At 59.0% G+C, this 18038-nt stretch carries 17 protein-coding genes; 14 read left to right on the top strand and 3 right to left on the bottom strand.

The genetic code is table 11. The features are described from left to right. Positions 1–77: 77 nt before the first annotated feature. The 4 genes from trxB (at position 78) to infA (ending at position 2865) form a co-directional block, all read left to right on the top strand. On the top strand, positions 78–1037 hold the full coding sequence (gene trxB / locus IB246_RS27495; RefSeq protein WP_008029514.1) for a thioredoxin-disulfide reductase: 960 nt from the start codon (positions 78–80) through the stop codon (positions 1035–1037). A 64-nt stretch (positions 1038–1101) separates the two neighbouring features. Then, positions 1102–1782 carry a leucyl/phenylalanyl-tRNA--protein transferase gene (gene aat, locus IB246_RS27490; RefSeq protein ID WP_008043823.1) on the top strand — a complete coding sequence of 227 codons (681 nt, stop codon included), beginning with the start codon at positions 1102–1104 and terminating at the stop codon, positions 1780–1782. A gap of 56 nt (positions 1783–1838) precedes the next feature. Continuing rightward, positions 1839–2546: an arginyltransferase gene (locus IB246_RS27485; RefSeq protein ID WP_008029519.1), complete on the top strand. Its 708-nt coding sequence runs from the start codon at positions 1839–1841 to the stop codon at positions 2544–2546. Between the two features lie 100 nt (positions 2547–2646). Next, the gene (infA, locus tag IB246_RS27480; RefSeq protein ID WP_002553999.1) at positions 2647–2865 is read left to right on the top strand and encodes a translation initiation factor IF-1; all 219 of its coding nucleotides are present in this window, start codon (positions 2647–2649) and stop codon (positions 2863–2865) included. A 1173-nt stretch (positions 2866–4038) separates the two neighbouring features. Here infA and clpA read toward each other — a convergent pair. After that, positions 4039–6309: an ATP-dependent Clp protease ATP-binding subunit ClpA gene (gene clpA / locus IB246_RS27475; protein ID WP_008033994.1), complete on the bottom strand. Its 2271-nt coding sequence runs from the start codon at positions 6307–6309 to the stop codon at positions 4039–4041. 30 nt (positions 6310–6339) lie between these two features. Next, positions 6340–6702 (bottom strand): ATP-dependent Clp protease adapter ClpS, encoded by a 363-nt coding sequence (clpS, locus tag IB246_RS27470; RefSeq protein ID WP_015094394.1) that lies wholly within the window; start codon positions 6700–6702, stop codon positions 6340–6342. A 225-nt stretch (positions 6703–6927) separates the two neighbouring features. Here clpS and IB246_RS27465 point away from each other — a divergent pair, with 225 nt between their 5' ends. Continuing rightward, complete coding sequence (locus IB246_RS27465) at positions 6928–7209, top strand: cold shock domain-containing protein (protein ID WP_192230217.1); 282 nt, start codon at positions 6928–6930, stop codon at positions 7207–7209. A gap of 61 nt (positions 7210–7270) precedes the next feature. Here the strand turns inward: IB246_RS27465 and icd are convergent, their stop codons facing one another. Continuing rightward, positions 7271–8527: an NADP-dependent isocitrate dehydrogenase gene (gene icd, locus IB246_RS27460; RefSeq protein WP_008033986.1), complete on the bottom strand. Its 1257-nt coding sequence runs from the start codon at positions 8525–8527 to the stop codon at positions 7271–7273. Between icd and IB246_RS27455 the strand changes: the two genes are divergently transcribed. The 9 genes from IB246_RS27455 (at position 8526) to IB246_RS27415 (ending at position 17964) form a co-directional block, all read left to right on the top strand. Further along, positions 8526–8753 (top strand): hypothetical protein, encoded by a 228-nt coding sequence (locus IB246_RS27455; protein WP_032829130.1) that lies wholly within the window; start codon positions 8526–8528, stop codon positions 8751–8753. The genes icd and IB246_RS27455 overlap by 2 nt on opposite strands. A gap of 268 nt (positions 8754–9021) precedes the next feature. Beyond that, positions 9022–11247, top strand: a complete 2226-nt coding sequence (locus tag IB246_RS27450) for an NADP-dependent isocitrate dehydrogenase (RefSeq protein WP_192227333.1) — start codon at positions 9022–9024, stop codon at positions 11245–11247. A gap of 190 nt (positions 11248–11437) precedes the next feature. Next, positions 11438–11884 (top strand): NUDIX hydrolase, encoded by a 447-nt coding sequence (locus tag IB246_RS27445; RefSeq protein WP_008041234.1) that lies wholly within the window; start codon positions 11438–11440, stop codon positions 11882–11884. A 59-nt stretch (positions 11885–11943) separates the two neighbouring features. Next, on the top strand, positions 11944–13089 hold the full coding sequence (mnmA, locus tag IB246_RS27440; RefSeq protein WP_008041236.1) for a tRNA 2-thiouridine(34) synthase MnmA: 1146 nt from the start codon (positions 11944–11946) through the stop codon (positions 13087–13089). Further along, complete coding sequence (gene hflD, locus IB246_RS27435) at positions 13086–13709, top strand: high frequency lysogenization protein HflD (protein WP_008041238.1); 624 nt, start codon at positions 13086–13088, stop codon at positions 13707–13709. The genes mnmA and hflD overlap by 4 nt, the downstream gene beginning before the upstream one ends. A 127-nt stretch (positions 13710–13836) precedes the next feature. Further along, positions 13837–15207, top strand: coding sequence for an adenylosuccinate lyase (gene purB, locus IB246_RS27430; RefSeq protein ID WP_008032719.1), 1371 nt, complete (start codon positions 13837–13839; stop codon positions 15205–15207). A gap of 86 nt (positions 15208–15293) precedes the next feature. Then, the gene (locus tag IB246_RS27425; RefSeq protein WP_008041240.1) at positions 15294–16463 is read left to right on the top strand and encodes a cupin domain-containing protein; all 1170 of its coding nucleotides are present in this window, start codon (positions 15294–15296) and stop codon (positions 16461–16463) included. After that, positions 16456–16881 (top strand): GNAT family N-acetyltransferase, encoded by a 426-nt coding sequence (locus IB246_RS27420; protein WP_017339601.1) that lies wholly within the window; start codon positions 16456–16458, stop codon positions 16879–16881. The genes IB246_RS27425 and IB246_RS27420 overlap by 8 nt, the downstream gene beginning before the upstream one ends. Before the next feature lie 321 nt (positions 16882–17202). Further along, the gene (locus tag IB246_RS27415) at positions 17203–17964 is read left to right on the top strand and encodes a secretin N-terminal domain-containing protein (protein ID WP_008041242.1); all 762 of its coding nucleotides are present in this window, start codon (positions 17203–17205) and stop codon (positions 17962–17964) included. The last annotated feature ends 74 nt before the right edge of the window (positions 17965–18038 follow it).

The following is an 18038-nucleotide window of genomic DNA, read 5'->3' as shown; positions in this document are numbered from 1 at the left end:
CATAGCTAACGGCGCACCGATTGCGATTCAATTTGAGCACGCATTCTCTTTCGTGACAAAGGCTTATGAGGTGTTTTATGAGCGAATCCAAGCATTGCCGTCTGATCATTCTGGGTTCCGGCCCTGCCGGTTACAGCGCAGCGGTTTATGCCGCCCGCGCCAACCTCAAACCTGTGGTCATTACCGGCATACAGGCAGGTGGCCAGCTCACCACCACCGTCGAAGTCGACAACTGGCCCGGTGACGTCGAAGGCCTGACCGGCCCGGTACTGATGGAACGCATGCAAAAACACGCCGAGCGCTTTGACACAGAGATCGTTTACGACCACATCCACACAGCCAAGTTGCAACAGCGCCCGTTCGAACTTATCGGCGACGGCGGCACTTATACGTGCGACGCACTGATTATTGCCACCGGCGCTTCGGCGCAGTATCTGGGTCTGCCCTCGGAAGAGGCCTTCGCCGGCAGAGGGGTTTCGGCCTGCGCAACGTGCGACGGCTTCTTCTACCGCAACCAGGTAGTCGCCGTAGTCGGTGGCGGCAATACCGCTGTTGAAGAAGCGTTGTATTTGTCCAACATCGCCAAGGAAGTCCACTTGATCCACCGACGCGACAAGTTGCGCTCGGAGAAAATCCTTCAGGACAAACTCTTCGAAAAAGCCGCCAACGGTAATATCCGTTTGCACTGGAACCAGAATCTCGATGAAGTGCTGGGCGATGCCAGCGGCGTGACCGGCGCCCGCCTGCGCGAAAGCCACAGCGGCGAAACCAGCGAGCTGTCGGTGGCCGGCGTGTTCATCGCCATTGGCCACAAGCCCAATACCGGACTGTTCGAAGGCCAGCTGAAAATGCGTGACGGTTATCTGCTGATCAGAGGCGGCAGCGAAGGCGATGCCACCGCCACCGAGATCCCCGGCGTGTTCGCCGCCGGTGATGTGGCCGACCACGTTTATCGCCAGGCCGTCACTTCCGCCGGCGCCGGCTGCATGGCCGCACTCGACGCCGAGAAATACCTCGACGACATTCCGGCCGTTTGACGGCAAACTTCACGGTGGGCCCAACCGCCCACCACTGCCCTCCCCTTCTGTAAGCCCGGATGCCATGCTGACTTGGTTACAACGCAACACCCTGACCTTCCCGCCGCTGGAAAAAGCCATGCGCGATCCCAACGGATTGCTGGCTGCGGGCGGCGATCTGTCCGCCGATCGTCTGATTCAGGCCTATCGCCATGGCTGCTTTCCGTGGTTTTCGGAAGGCCAGCCGATTCTCTGGTGGTCGCCGGATCCGCGTACCGTGCTGTTTCCCGACGAACTGCATGTCTCGCGCAGCCTCAGCAAGCTGCTGCGTCAGCAACGCTATCAAGTGACCTTTGATCAGGATTTTGCTGCGGTCATTCGCGCGTGCGCTGCACCGCGCGAATATGCCGACGGGACCTGGATCACCGAAGCGATGCAGAACGCCTACCTGGCGCTGCACCAGCGGGGCTACGCGCATTCGGTGGAGGTCTGGGATCAGGGGGAACTGGTCGGCGGGCTCTATGGCCTGGCGATGGGGCAGTTGTTTTTCGGCGAATCCATGTTCAGCCGCGCCGACAACGCCTCCAAATTCGGCTTTGCCACCCTGGTCAAACATCTGAAAGACTCGGGTTTCGTGCTGATCGACTGCCAGATGCCCACCGATCATTTGCACAGCCTGGGCGCCCGCGCCATTCCTCGTCGCGAGTTTGCCCGCTATCTTGCGCAGCATCTGGACCAACCCAGCCGTGCCACCTGGGTTTGCTGAGCGACTTTCGCGCGCGTGGCTTACACTTAATTCAAAGCTTATACCGAGGGTTGATCATGACCGAGTTGGCGCGTTTGAAGTTTTATGCCACTCAGCCCCACTCTTGCAGTTATCTGCCCGAGGAGCAGGCCACAACGCTGTTCCTCGACCCTAGCCAGCCCATGGATGTGCATGTCTATGCAGACCTGTCTGAAATGGGTTTTCGTCGCAGCGGCGATCATCTTTATCGGCCACATTGCCAGAATTGCAATGCGTGCGTGCCTGCGCGCATTCCGGTGGCGCAATTTTCACCGAATCGTCAGCAGAAACGCATTTTCAAGCGCAATGCCGACGTGCAGGTGCGCCCGACCAAGCCGAAGTTCAGCGAAGAGTACTTCGACCTGTATCAGCGCTACATCGAACAGCGCCATGCCGATGGCGACATGTACCCGCCGAGTCGTGACCAGTTCTCGACCTTCCTGGTGCGTGACCTGCCATTTTCGCGCTTCTACGAATTTCGCCTGGAGGGCCAGCTGTTGGCGGTGGCGGTCACTGACTTGCTGCCGAACGGTCTGTCGGCGGTCTACACCTTCTACGAACCCTCTGAAGAACGCCGCAGCCTGGGGCGCTATGCGATTCTCTGGCAAATCGCCGAGGCCCAGCGCCTGGGGCTTGAAGCGGTCTACCTCGGATACTGGATCAAGAACTGCAAAAAAATGAGCTACAAGACCCAATATCGCCCGATCGAACTGTTGATTAATCAGCGCTGGGTCATCCTGAACTAGAACCCCTTGGCTTAAACCCCATTTTTCGGGCACAATGCACGCCGCTTTTGCCTGGCGCAGTTGCACCGGGCCATTCATTGGACACCGAGGGCTTTACTGCATGTCGAAAGAAGACAGCTTCGAAATGGAAGGCACTGTCGTCGACACCCTGCCCAACACCATGTTTCGCGTGGAGTTGGAAAATGGGCACGTCGTAACCGCGCATATCTCCGGCAAGATGCGCAAGAACTACATTCGTATTCTTACCGGTGACAAAGTGCGCGTCGAGCTGACGCCCTATGACTTGAGCAAAGGGCGCATCACTTACCGCGCTCGCTAATCAAGTCAATACAAGACGCCCGGCTTTTGCCGGGCGTTTTTGTTTGTCTGCGATTTGGTTTGGCTTGGCTTGGTGTGAATATCCATTTTTTTGGTGATGGCTGGTATTGGTTTCGCTTTTACAGCGAGTCACTTTCGAAAAGCGCGAAAGTAACCAAAGCGCTTTTGCCCCTTTCGTTCGGTGCCTCGCTAAGGCTCGCCATACCCTCGCTCCGGTCCTGCTCCGTGGGCACGCCGCCATCGGCCATCCATGGCCGGGGGCGGCTAACCCGGCATCCATGCCGGGTTGCCCACTGCGCAGAACCTCCACTCGGCCTCTCGAGGGGGCGACCACCGCCACAGCCGCCGAGGCGGCCTGAAAGCCGACCTGGCTCATCGGTCGTGCGCACACTTCCGCACTGTGGTGGCTGCACTAATTTTGGATGTTTGCACATTCCCCTGTAGGAGCCGGCTTGCTGGCGATGGCGTCCTTTCAGGCGATAAATGCGCGACTGACCCGCCGCTATCGCCAGCAAGCCGGCTCCTACAAGGGATTGGGTTCACACGATTCAAAATTGTAGGAGCTGGCTTGCCAGCGATGGACGTCAACGATAACGCGGGCTGTCTGAATGAACGCGTCGCCCAAACGCTTTTCGCCGGCAAGCCGGCTCCTACAAGGGATTGGGTTCACACGATTCAAAATTGTAGGAGCTGGCTTGCCAGCGATGGACGTCAACGATAACGCGGGGTGTCTGAATGAACGCGTTGCCCAGACGATTTTCGCCGGCAAGCCGGCTCCTACAAGGAATCGCGTTTGCTTTCGCTTTTCACCACTCATCAGGCCGAGCGTTAGCTCGCCTTCAGCTTTTGATCTGAGCGCCCCCTCGAGAGGCCGAGCGCAGGTTCTGCGCAGTGGGCAACCCGGCATGGATGCCGGGTTAGCCGCCCCCGGCCATGGATGGCCGATGGCGGCGGGCCCACGGAGCAGGACCGGAGCGAGGGCATGGCGAGCATTAGCGAGCCACCGAACGAAAGGGGCAAGAGCCCTTGGTTACTTGGGGCTCTTCCAAGTGACTCGCCGTAAGGGCGAAACCAATAGCCGCCGTTACCAAAGAAACGGATATGCCCCCAAACCAAGCAGACAACAAAAAAGGCGCCCGAAGGCGCCTTTCGCTTTACAACAGATCAACAACCGTCAGGCCATTTCAGCCGTGGTTTCAAACTCGAAGGTCAGCTCGCCGTCCTTCAGATCGATATGCACCACGCCACCATGGTCAGCCAGCTCGCCAAAGAGAATCTCTTCCGCCAGCGGACGCTTGATCTTGTCCTGGATCAAACGCGCCATCGGCCGAGCGCCCATTGCCGAGTCGTAACCACCTGCCGCCAGCCAACTGCGCGCCGCGTCGGTCACTTCCAGCTGCACGCGCTTGTCTTCCAGCTGCGCCTGAAGCTCGGTAAGGAACTTGTCCACCACGCTTTTGATGACCTCATGACTGAGGCGACCAAACTGGATAATGGTGTCCAGACGGTTGCGGAACTCCGGCGTGAAGCTCTTCTTGATCACTTCCATCGCATCGGACGAGTGGTCCTGATGGGTGAAACCGATCGAAGCACGCGCTGCGGTTTCGGCACCGGCGTTGGTCGTCATGATGACAATCACGTTACGGAAGTCCGCCTTGCGCCCGTTGTTATCGGTCAGCGTACCGTGGTCCATGACCTGCAACAGCAGGTTGAAGACTTCCGGATGCGCCTTCTCGATTTCATCGAGCAACAGCACGCAGTGAGGCTGCTTGGTGATGGCTTCGGTCAGCAGACCGCCCTGATCAAACCCGACATAGCCAGGAGGTGCACCGATCAGACGCGATACGGTGTGGCGCTCCATGTACTCGGACATGTCAAAACGAACCAGCTCGATACCCAACGCCTTGGCCAACTGACGTGCCGCTTCGGTTTTACCGACACCGGTCGGGCCTGCGAACAGGAACGAACCGACAGGCTTGTCAGGCGACTTGAGGCCGGCACGGGACAGTTTGATCGCAGTCGACAGCGAATCGATTGCGGCATCCTGACCAAACACCGTCAGCTTCAGGTCACGCTCAAGGTTACGCAGCAGCTCTTTGTCGGAGCTGGTGACGTGTTTTGGCGGAATCCGCGCGATTTTCGCGACGATGTCCTCGACCTGAGGCACTTCGATGCGTTTCACGCGTTTCTCGATCGGCTGCAGACGCTGGTAGGCGCCCGCCTCGTCGATCACGTCGATGGCCTTGTCCGGCATGTGCCGGTCATTGATGTAACGCGAGGCCAGTTCGGCAGCGGCGCGCAGGGCTTCATCACTGTATTCGATATTGTGATGGAGCTCGAAACGCCCTTTCAGGCCGCGCAGGATGCCGATGGTGTCTTCCACCGACGGTTCCGACACATCGACTTTCTGGAAGCGTCGCGCCAGGGCACGATCCTTCTCGAAGATGCCGCGGAATTCCTGGAAGGTGGTCGAACCGATGCAACGGATGTCACCGGACGACAGCAGCGGCTTGAGCAGGTTCGAGGCATCCATGACGCCACCGGACGCGGCACCCGCACCGATGATGGTGTGAATTTCGTCGATGAACAGGATCGCCTGCGGACGTTTTTTCAGTTCATTGAGCAACGCCTTGAAGCGTTTCTCGAAATCGCCGCGGTATTTGGTCCCGGCCAGCAAGGCGCCCAAGTCGAGGGAATACACCACGCTGTTGGCCAGCAGGTCCGGCACCTGGTTGTCGACAATACGCTTGGCCAGGCCTTCGGCAATCGCGGTTTTACCCACGCCCGCCTCGCCCACCAGCAGCGGGTTGTTTTTGCGTCGACGCGCGAGGATCTGCGCGACGCGCTCGACTTCGAGCTCACGACCTACCAACGGATCGATACGACCCTGGCGCGCGAGTTCGTTGAGGTTACTGGCATAAGCATCCAGAGGATTGCCTGAAGAAGAAGACTCACCGCCCTCGTCGTCCTGCATATCTTGCTCACCTTCAGAGTGATCGCCATGCCCCGGCACTTTGGAAATGCCGTGTGCGATGTAGTTGACGACATCAATGCGTGCAACGCTCTGCTGTTTCAGCAGGAACACTGCCTGACTTTCTTGCTCACTGAAGATCGCAACCAGCACGTTGGCGCCAGTCACTTCGCGTTTGCCCGAGCTCTGTACGTGGAAAACAGCACGCTGCAGAACACGCTGGAAGCCCAGGGTAGGTTGGGTCTCGCGATCCTCATCATGAATAGGGATCAACGGCGTGGTGGAGTCGATGAACTCCTGCAGATCATGCTTGAGTTTGTCGAGGTTGGCGCCGCAGGCACGCAAAACGGTGGCGGCAGCCTCATTGTCCAATAAGGCCAGCAGAAGATGTTCGACGGTCATGAACTCATGACGCTTCGAACGGGCCTCCTTGAAGGCAAGATTGAGGGTGACTTCGAGCTCGCGGTTTAACATAGCTTCACCTCATACCCAAGTGGTCGGCGATTAACCGTCCTTCTCGATTTCACAGAGTAGCGGATGCTGGCTTTCCCTGGCGTACTGGTTGACCTGCATGGCCTTGGTCTCGGCAATGTCGCGGGTAAACACTCCACATACTGCCCGTCCTTCTGTGTGGACGGCCAGCATGACCTTGGTCGCCAGCTCGCGATTCAGGTTAAAAAACACCTCGAGCACTTCGACGACGAAATCCATCGGTGTGTAGTCATCATTAAACAAAACCACCTTGTACATCGGCGGCGCCTGTAAAGCAGGCTTGGCCTCCTGAACAGCAATGCCTGCGGAATCGTCGTCGTGTAAATCAGGGCGATCCTGATTGAATGTTAGTCGAATCTGGCTGATTGCATGCATGGAAAGAAAGGTTCGTCAGTTGTGCGAATACAGTAGTGGGGACGGTTATGAACGATTTCAATACCGACTGCCGGGTCACCTTGACTATCGGCAAAACGGTGTTACAACCAATAGAGCCCACAGTGGGTAAAAAAGGTCCGCGGAGTCAATCTTATTTACAGGATTCGACTGCGGATGTACTGGATGATACTCCAGTGATGGAGTCTGTTGCAGAGGGATATGAGCATGGCTGTCGGTAAGGTGAAATGGTTCAACAATGCCAAAGGGTTCGGTTTCATCAATACCGACACCAGTGAAGGTCGCCACGAGGATGGTTGCCTTATTGATTTCTTCGCCCACTATTCATCCATTGAAATGGACGGGTACAAAACTCTCAAGGCCGGGCAGCTCGTGAAATTCGAGATCGTCCAAGGCCCTAAAGGCCTGCACGCCGTGAAGATTACGGCGGCGCCAGCCTCTAACGAACTGCCCACACCCGCCCCCCACAAAGAAACAGTGTCGAACTGACGCAAGCCATCCCCCAGTCATAAAAAAACCGCCCGAAGGCGGTTTTTTTGTTCCGATTCGCTTACATGTGCGAAATCAGTGCATCGCCAAACCCGGAAGACGACACCAGCTTCGCGCCGTCCATCAGACGTTCGAAGTCATAGGTCACGGTCTTCGCGGAAATCGCGCCGTTGGTGCCCTTGATGATCAGGTCGGCCGCTTCGGTCCAGCCCAGGTGACGCAGCATCATCTCGGCGGACAGGATCAGCGAGCCCGGGTTGACCTGGTCCTTGCCGGCATACTTCGGCGCAGTACCGTGGGTCGCTTCGAACATGGCGATGGTGTCGGACAGGTTGGCACCCGGCGCGATACCGATACCGCCCACTTCCGCCGCCAGGGCGTCGGAGAGGTAGTCGCCGTTCAGGTTCAGGGTCGCGATCACATCGTATTCGGCCGGGCGCAGCAGGATCTGCTGGAGCATGGCGTCGGCGATGGCATCCTTGACGATGACGTTCTTGCCGGTTTTCGGGTTCTTGAACTGCATCCACGGACCGCCATCGAGCAGGGTCGCGCCGAACTCTTCAGCCGCCACTTCGTAGGCCCATTCCTTGAAGGCACCTTCGGTGAACTTCATGATGTTGCCTTTGTGCACGATGGTCAGCGAGTCGCGGTCGTTGTCGACCACGTACTGCAGAGCCTTGCGCGCCAGACGCTTGGTGCCTTGCAGGGACACCGGCTTGACGCCGATACCGCAGTTTTCGTCGAAACGGATCTTGGTGACGCCCATTTCTTCTTTGAGGAACTTGATGACCTTGGTCGCTTCCGGCGAACCGGCCTTCCACTCGATACCGGCATAAATGTCTTCCGAGTTTTCACGGAAGATGGTCATGTCGACGTCGCCTGGCTTCTTGACCGGGCTAGGCACGCCTTCGAACCAGCGCACCGGGCGCAGGCACACGTACAGGTCGAGTTGCTGACGCAGGGCCACGTTCAGGGAACGAATGCCGCCGCCGACCGGCGTGGTCAGAGGGCCCTTGATGGAAACCACGTAGTCCTTGACTGCGTCCAGGGTTTCCTGAGGCAGCCAGGTGTCCTGATCGTAAACCTGAGTCGCTTTCTCCCCGGCGTAGACTTCCATCCAGGAAATTTTGCGCTCGCCGCCGTAAGCCTTCTTAACAGCAGCATCGACAACCTTGATCATGACCGGGCTGATATCAACGCCAATACCATCGCCTTCGATGAAGGGGATGATCGGGTTGTTAGGAACATTGAGAGAATGGTCCGCGTTGACGGTGATTTTGTCGCCGACTGCTGGAACCTGAATCTTCTTGTATCCCATGCTGAACTCCATTGTTTGGATTGAACATCTGGCTTCGTCCGAGCGTACCCCAGTTAAATCGGCGCGCAAACCCTATGTTCTGCCCATCGACTGCAAAGCTGCGCAGTTCGTGTTCTACAAGCCTGAAAGCAAAGGGAAAAGCGCCAAACTCAAGCACGGCCAACGACTCTACGCCCTGCACTCCCCTGCGACCTTTAGACCAATGGACGACAATCGTTACGTATGAACCATCGGCAGATTGCCAGCTACCTATGTATAATGCCGCCCGCTGACCACAGAGTCACGACGGCCGACCTCTCTAGCACGAGACTTTGGACCCGAAAAAGCAGGACTGTTACCGCAGTCCACCCGCTTGACGCTCGACTGATGCACCCAACATCACCGCGCACAAATCTCGACATTCGGCTCATGGATGACTTTGAACGAACGCGCTTACCCGGCGCCCCTCGAGTTTCTGCGCACGCTTTAGCAAAGAAGAGAGAGTTAATCCGAATATGCCCACCCGCTCGAAGATCATCTATACCTTCACCGACGAAGCCCCAGCCCTCGCCACCTATTCACTGTTGCCTATCGTAGAAGCGTTCACCGCTTCGGCTGATATCGCCGTTGAAACCCGCGATATCTCTCTTGCAGGGCGCATCCTGGCCAGCTTCCCCGAGCAATTGGGTGACAAAGCCGTAGCCGACCACCTCGCCGAACTGGGCGACCTGGCCGTTACGCCAGAAGCCAACATCATCAAGCTGCCGAACATCAGTGCTTCGGTTCCGCAACTGCAGGCCGCGATCAAAGAGCTGCAAGCCCAGGGCTTCGCACTGCCGGACTACCCGGAAACCGTGACCAGCGACGCCGACAAAGAAGCCAAGTCGCGTTACGACAAGATCAAGGGCAGCGCCGTGAACCCGGTTCTGCGCGAAGGCAACTCCGATCGTCGTGCCCCGCTGTCGGTCAAGAACTACGCTCGCAAGCACCCGCACAAAATGGGCGCCTGGGCTGCGGACTCCAAGTCCCACGTCGCGCACATGAGCACCGGCGATTTCTACGGCAGCGAAAAAGCTGCCCTGATCGACGCCGCTGACGCCGTCAAAATCGAACTGATCGCTCAAGACGGCACCACCACCGTCCTGAAAGAAAAGACCACCGTGCAAGCCGGTGAGATCCTCGATTGCGCGGTCATGAGCAAAAACGCTCTGCGCAGCTTCATCGCTGCCGAGATCGAAGACGCCAAAGCCAAAGGCGTGCTGCTGTCGGTTCACCTGAAAGCCACCATGATGAAGGTCTCCGACCCGATCATGTTCGGCCAGATCGTTGCCGAGTTCTATAAAGACGCACTGGCCAAGCACGCTGACGTGCTGGCACAGATCGGCTTCAACCTGAACAACGGCATCGGCGACCTGTACGCTCGCATCAAGGCTTTGCCTGCCGAGCAACAAGCGCAGATCGAAGCGGACATCCAGGCGGTCTACGCCGTTCGTCCGTCGTTGGCCATGGTCAACTCCGACAAAGGCATCACCAACCTGCACGTGCCGAGCGACGTAATCGTCGACGCCTCGATGCCGGCGATGATCCGTGACTCCGGCAAAATGTGGGGCACTGACGGTCAGCTGCACGACACCAAGGCTGTGATCCCGGATCGCTGCTACGCCACCATCTACCAGGCCGTTATCGAAGACTGCAAGCTGCATGGCGCTTTCGATCCGACCACCATGGGCAGCGTGCCAAACGTTGGCCTGATGGCGAAAAAAGCCGAAGAGTACGGCTCGCACGACAAGACTTTCCAGATCAAGACCAACGGCGTTGTCCGCGTGACGGACAGCAAAGGCGCCTTGCTGCTGGAGCAGTCGGTTGAAGCCGGCGACATCTTCCGCATGTGCCAGACCAAAGACGCGCCGATCCAGGACTGGGTCAAACTGGCCGTCAACCGTGCTCGCGCAAGCAGCACCCCGGCGATCTTCTGGCTGGACCCAATGCGCGCTCACGATGGCGTAGTGATCGAGAAAGTTCAGGCTTACCTGAAGGATCACGACACCTCCGGCCTGGACATCCGCATCATGTCGCCAGTCGACGCGATGGCCTTCACCCTGGGCCGCACCCGCGAAGGCAAGGACACCATCTCGGTGACCGGCAACGTACTGCGCGACTACCTGACCGACCTGTTCCCGATCATGGAACTGGGCACCAGCGCCAAGATGCTGTCGATCGTTCCGTTGATGAACGGCGGCGGTCTGTTCGAAACCGGCGCCGGCGGTTCGGCACCGAAGCACGTTCAGCAGCTGCTGGAAGAGAACTTCCTGCGCTGGGATTCCCTGGGCGAGTTCCTCGCACTGGCCGCTTCCCTTGAGCACCTGGGCGTTACTTACAACAACCCTAAGGCGCTGGTTCTGGCCAAGACCCTGGACCAGGCCACCGGCCAGTTCCTGGACAACAACAAGTCGCCATCGCGTAAAGTCGGCAACATCGACAACCGCGGCAGCCACTTCTACCTGGCGCTGTACTGGGCTCAGGCCCTGGCCGCCCAGACTGAAGACGCTGCACTGCAAGCGCAGTTCGGCGAGCTGGCAAAAACCCTGACCGAGAACGAGGCGACCATCGTTGCCGAGCTCAACGCCGTTCAGGGCAAGCCAGTGGACATCGGCGGTTACTACCACGCCAATGCCGAGCTGATCAGCAAGGCCATGCGCCCAAGCAACACTTTCAACGCCGCGATCGCTGCGCTGGTTTAAGGTTGTAAGGATGCAAAGAAGCCCCGGCCCAGTGCCGGGGTTTCTGTTTCTACAGGCTGACCACAACCGTGTAGGAGCCGGCTTGCCGGCGATAGCGGTTTATCATTCAACATTTTTATTGGCTGACACTCCGCGATCGCCGGCAAGCCGGCTCCTACAGGTTTCGCATTTCAACATTTGAGGACTATCTATGGACTGGAAACCCCACATCACCGTCGCCACCATCGTCGAAGACAATGGCCGCTTCCTGATGGTCGAAGAAACCAAGCACGGACGGACGGTGCTCAACCAGCCCGCCGGGCACCTCGACCCGAACGAAACCCTGACCGAAGCCGCCGTACGCGAAACCCTCGAAGAAACCGGCTGGGACGTCGAGGCGACCGGCGTGGTGGGCATTTACCTCTACACCGCCCCCAGCAACGGCGTGACGTATCAGCGAGTCTGCTTCATCGCCAAACCGCTCAAGCATCACCCCGACTATCAACTGGATGACGGCATCGTCGGCGCAAAATGGCTGACACGTGACGAACTGCTGGCACAACGCGCAAACTGGCGCAGTGAGCTGATCATCCGCTGTATCGATGATTATCTGGACGGTAAACACTTCGGCCTCGAACTGATCCGCCCTTCTCTTTAGCCTTGTGGGCTGCGGCCTGCTAGAATCGCGTCCTTTTTCAAGACACTCATTGAATCCCTATGCGTGATCCAGCCCCTTCTGACACACAAAAGAAGCGCGTCATTGTCGGCATGTCCGGCGGCGTGGACTCTTCCGTTTCCGCCCTCCTGCTGATCGAGCAGGGTTATGAGGTGGAAGGCCTGTTCATGAAGAACTGGGAAGAAGACGATGGAACGGAATACTGCACCGCCATGGACGACCTGGCGGACGCCCAGGCCGTGTGCGACAAAATTGGCATCAAGCTGCACACCGCCAACTTCGCCGCCGAGTACTGGGACAACGTGTTCGAGCACTTCCTGGCCGAATACAAGGCCGGTCGCACGCCGAACCCGGACATCCTGTGCAACCGCGAAATCAAGTTCAAGGCGTTCCTCGACTACGCCATGGTGCTCGGCGCCGACCTGATCGCCACCGGCCACTACGTGCGCCGCCGCGACATCGACGGCCGTACCGAACTGCTCAAGGGCCTGGACCCGAACAAGGACCAGAGCTACTTCCTGCATGCCGTCGGCGGCGAACAGATCGCCAAGACCCTGTTCCCGGTCGGCGAGCTGGAAAAACCGCAAGTGCGGGCGATTGCCGAGAAATACGAACTCGCCACCGCGAAGAAAAAGGATTCCACCGGGATCTGCTTTATCGGCGAACGCCGCTTCAGCGACTTCCTCAAGCAATACCTGCCGGCGCAGCCAGGCGAAATCAAAACCACCGAAGGTGAAGTCATCGGCCGCCACCACGGCTTGATGTACCACACCATCGGCCAGCGTCAGGGCCTGGGCATCGGCGGCTTGAAAGACGCCAGCGACGAGCCGTGGTACGTGCTGATCAAAGACCTGGAACACAACGAACTGATCGTTGGTCAGGGCAATGACCACCCTTACCTGTTCTCCCGCGCTCTGCTCGCCTCGGACATCTATTGGGTCAACCCGATCGACCTGAGCGAGCCGCGCAAGCTGACCGCCAAAGTGCGTTATCGCCAGAGCGACCAGTCGTGCACACTGGAGAAAACCGCCACCGGCTACCGCGCGACCTTCGATGAGCCGCAACGCGCGGTCACTCCGGGTCAGTCCGTGGTGTTCTACGACGGCGAAATCTGCCTCGGCGGCGGCGTGATTGAAGTGGCGGAACCGTGGACCAGCAAAGGCACCCTTCAAGGCGAGCAGCAATGAGCCCCACTCAGGAGCAACTGACGGCGCTGGGCGGCGTATTTCTCGCCGCCGTCCTTGTCGACAAGATCGCCAAGACCGGCCAGACCAGCGAAGCCGGCCTGACCTGCATGCTTGGCAGCCTGCTGATTCGCGACCCCAAGGACACGCTGGAAGTCTACGGCGGCGACGACATCAATCTGCGCGAAGGTTATCGCGCACTGATCGGCGCCCTTGAACGTGACCCGAGCACCCTGCAGCGCGAACCGCTGCGCTACGCCCTGGCAATGCTCGGGCTGGAGCGTCAACTGGCCAAGCGCAACGACATGCTCGAGGTGATCGGCAAACGTCTGCCGCAGATTCAGTCCCAGGTCGAACACTTCGGCCCGGCGCACGAAAATGTGATCGCCGCTTGCGGCGCGCTGTACCAGGACACCCTGAGCACCTTGCGCCAACGGATTCAGGTTCACGGCGACATGCGCAACCTGCAGCAGCCGAGCAACGCTTCGAAGATCCGCGCGCTGTTGCTGGCCGGGATTCGTTCGGCACGCCTGTGGCGGCAGTTGGGCGGTCATCGCTGGCAGTTGGTCGTCAGCCGCCGCAAATTGCTGAAAGAGCTTTACCCGCTGATGCGCAGCAGCTGAACCGCGCCCGCAACACCGTTTTGTAGTCAGTAACGCGTAATACGCTGGTCAGTTGGCAACGGACCGGCGGATTTTTTCATGTATGATACGCGCCCCATTTCGTTGCCCGACTGTCCGAGAACACCCCATGCAGCTTTCTTCGCTCACTGCGGTTTCCCCTGTTGACGGCCGCTACGCCGGCAAAACCCAGGCCCTGCGCCCAATTTTCAGCGAATACGGCCTGATCCGTGCTCGCGTGCTGGTTGAAGTGCGCTGGCTCCAGCGCCTCGCCGCTCACCCTGCCATCAGCGAAGTGCCGGCGTTCTCCGCCGAAGCCAACGCTGTGCTGAACACCCTGGCGGAAAACTTCTCTCTGGAGCACGCCGAGCGTGTCAAAGAGATCGAGCGCACCACCAACCACGATGTCAAAGCCATCGAATACCTGCTCAAAGAGCAAGCGGCCAAGCTGCCGGAGCTGGCGGCTGTCAGCGAATTCATCCACTTTGCCTGCACCAGCGAGGACATCAACAACCTGTCCCACGCCCTGATGCTGCGCGAAGGCCGTGATGACGTCATGCTGCCGCTGATGCGCCAGACTGCCGAAGCCATCCGCGAACTGGCCATCCGTTTCGCTGACGTGCCGATGCTGTCGCGCACCCACGGTCAACCAGCCTCGCCGACCACCCTGGGCAAAGAACTGGCAAACGTGGTTTACCGTCTGGAGCGTCAAATCGCTCAAGTCGCTGCCGTTCCGCTGCTGGGCAAGATCAACGGCGCTGTCGGCAACTACAACGCTCACCTGTCGGCCTACCCTGAAATCGACTGGGAAGCCAACGCCCGCGCCTTCATCGAAGACGAGCTGGGCCTGGGCTTCAACCCGTACACCACGCAGATCGAACCGCACGACTACATCGCCGAGCTGTTCGACGCGATCGCGCGCTTCAACACCATCCTGATCGACTTCGACCGCGACATCTGGGGCTACATCTCCCTGGGTTATTTCAAACAGCGCACCATCGCTGGCGAAATCGGTTCGTCGACCATGCCGCACAAGGTCAACCCGATCGACTTCGAAAACTCCGAAGGCAACCTGGGTATCGCCAACGCACTGTTCCAGCACCTGGCGAGCAAACTGCCGATCTCCCGCTGGCAGCGCGACCTGACCGACTCCACCGTACTGCGCAACCTCGGTGTCGGCTTCGCCCACAGCGTGATCGCGTACGAAGCCAGCCTCAAAGGCATCAGCAAACTGGAGCTCAACGCTCAGAAAATCGCTGCTGACCTCGATGCTTGCTGGGAAGTCCTGGCCGAGCCGATCCAGACCGTGATGCGTCGCTACAACATCGAAAACCCGTACGAGAAGCTGAAAGAGTTGACCCGTGGCAAGGGCATCAGCCCTGAAGCGCTGCAAACTTTCATCGACGGGCTGGACATGCCTGCCGCCGCCAAGGCCGAGCTGAAACTGCTCACCCCGGCGAACTACATCGGCAACGCTGTAGAACAAGCCAAGCGCATCTGATCGACCGCTTTACCCGTTTGAGACGCCCGGCAGCGCCGGGCGTTTTTATTCCCGTCTGAAAAGTGCTTTTTTTCAATAGGTTACACATGAATCCTGACATTCCTCTTCAACTTCTGGGCGGCATCACGGCGCGCGAATTCCTGCGTGACTACTGGCAGAAAAAACCCCTGCTGATCCGTCAGGCGATCCCTGATTTCGAAAGCCCGATCGACGCCGACGAACTGGCCGGCCTGGCGCTGGAAGAAGAAGTTGAATCGCGCCTGATCATCGAGCACGGCGAGCGCCCTTGGGAATTGCGCCGCGGCCCGTTCGCCGAAGACGAATTCAGCAAGCTGCCGGAAACCGAATGGACCCTGCTGGTGCAAGCGGTTGACCAGTTCGTGCCGGAAGTCAGCGAACTGCTGGAACAGTTCCGCTTCCTGCCGAGCTGGCGCATCGACGACGTGATGATCAGCTTCGCTGCGCCGGGTGGCAGCGTCGGTCCGCACTTCGACAACTACGACGTGTTCCTGCTGCAAGGCCACGGCAAGCGCAACTGGAAAATCGGCCAGATGTGCAACTCCGACAGCCCGATGCTGCAACACGCGGACCTGCGCATCCTGGCTGATTTCGAAGCCACCGATGAGTGGGTCCTGGAACCGGGCGACATGCTCTACCTGCCGCCACGCCTGGCCCACTGCGGCGTGGCCGTCGATGACTGCCTGACCTACTCCGTAGGTTTCCGCGCACCGAGCGCCGCTGAAGTGCTGACCCACTTCACCGACTTCCTCAGCCAGTTCCTGACTGACGAAGAGCGTTACACCGACGCCGACGCCCTGCCGGCGGTTGATCCGCATCAGATCCAGCACGACGCCCTCGATCGCCTGAAAGCCCTGCTGGCCGAGCACATGAGCGACGAACGCCTGCTGCTGACCTGGTTCGGCCAGTTCATGACCGAACCGCGCTACCCGGAACTGGTGGTCGGCCCTGAAGAAATCGAAGAAGACGACCTGCTCGCCAGCCTGGAGCAAGGCGCCGTACTGATCCGCAACCCGAGCGCCCGTATGGCCTGGTCCGAAGTCGATGACGACCTGCTGCTGTTCGCCAGCGGTCAGAGCCGTTATCTGCCGGGCAAACTGCGCGACCTGCTGAAGTTAATCTGTGCCGCCGATGCGCTGCACATCGACAACCTCGGCGAATGGCTGAGCGACGAAGACGGTCGCGGCTTGATTTGCGAACTGATCAAGCAAGGAAGCCTGGGGTTTGCCGATGAATAAAATTCACGTACGTGTCGCAGACTGGCAAAAGGATAACGCCGAGATCCGGCGCATTCGTGAGACGGTGTTCATCGCCGAGCAATCCGTTCCGCCCGAGCTGGAATGGGATGCAGATGACGCGACAGCGGTGCATTTCCTGGCCTTCGAAGGTGACTTTCCGATTGGCACCGCGCGCCTGCTGCCCGACGGGCATGTTGGCCGGGTTTCGGTGCTGAAAGACTGGCGCGGCTTGAAGGTTGGCGACGCGCTGATGCAAGCGGTGATCGGTGAAGCCGAGAAGCGCGGGCTGAAGCAGCAGATGCTGAGCGCGCAGGTACAGGCGACGGCGTTCTATGAGCGCCTGGGCTTCAGCCTGGTCAGTGAGGAGTTCCTGGAAGCCGGGATTCCGCATGTGGACATGGTGCGGCACTCCGCTTAAACCGCGGCGCGGCCTTCGCGAGCAAGCTTCGCTCCTACAGAATCACACTGAACCTGTAGGAGCGAGGCTTGCCCGCGAAGAGGCCCGAAAGCACACCACAAAACGCCCCGCCATTTTCGGATGCCGGGGCGTTTTGCTGTCTAGGATTCAACTTGCCCCACGCCGGGCCGACAAACTGGCAAACTCAAGACCTGTAGGAGCGAGCCTGCTCGCGATGGTCGTGAGAGCGCCGCGGGATATCAGGCTTCCAGCGTCATCGTTGACGACCATCGCCAGCAAGCTGGCTCCTACACACAAACTTCAAGGCCGGAGATAACGGATATGTCCCTACGCACCCTGCTCACCACGCTGCTGCTGACCTGCAGTTTTTCGGTCATGGCAGCCACCGAGATCGTGCCATTGAACTACCACACCAGCGCCGACATGCTGCCGATGGCGCAGGACTTTATCGGCAAGGACGGCCAGGTCAGCGCCTACGGCAACCAACTGATCGTCAATGCCGATCAGCGCAAGATCGACGAACTTAAAGCGCTTATCGCCCAACTCGACACTCAGCCCAAGCGCCTGCTGATCACCGTCGACACCAACGAAAACAACTTCCAGGGCGATCAGGGTTACTCGGTGAACGGCGCCAAACCCAGCCAGACCCGAATCATCAATCGCAGCACCGAAAGCCGTGATGGCGGCATTCAGCAAGTCCAGGCCAGCGAAGGCACACCGGCGCTGATCCAGGTCGGCCAGAGCGTGCCGCTGACCAGCACGCAGATCGATTCGTATGGCGATCCCCGCAGCCAGACCGAATACCGCAACGTCACCCAGGGTTTCTATGTCACCGCCAGCGTCACCGGCGACATCGTTCACCTGTCGATCAGTACCAACCGTGACCGCATGAGCCAGGAACGTCCCGATGTAGTGAACGTGCAAAGCACCGACACAACCGTCACCGGCCGCCTCGGCGAATGGATCACCCTCGCCGGTGTGAATCACCAGACTCAGGCCGACAAACAGGGCATGACCCGCAGCTACTCGACTCAGGGCCGGGATGACATGACCCTGCGGGTGAAAGTCGATACTTTGGACTAAACCACCAAAAACTGACTGATTAGTCGTATTAGACCAAAGATGTAGTGCTCGAAAAAAAGCACTACAAAACGTTT

This window comes from Pseudomonas sp. PDM01 (genome assembly GCF_014852325.1).
In the GTDB taxonomy this organism is placed as follows: Bacteria; Pseudomonadota; Gammaproteobacteria; order Pseudomonadales; family Pseudomonadaceae; genus Aquipseudomonas; species Aquipseudomonas migulae.
This window is presented reverse-complemented; position numbering and strand designations above follow the sequence as displayed.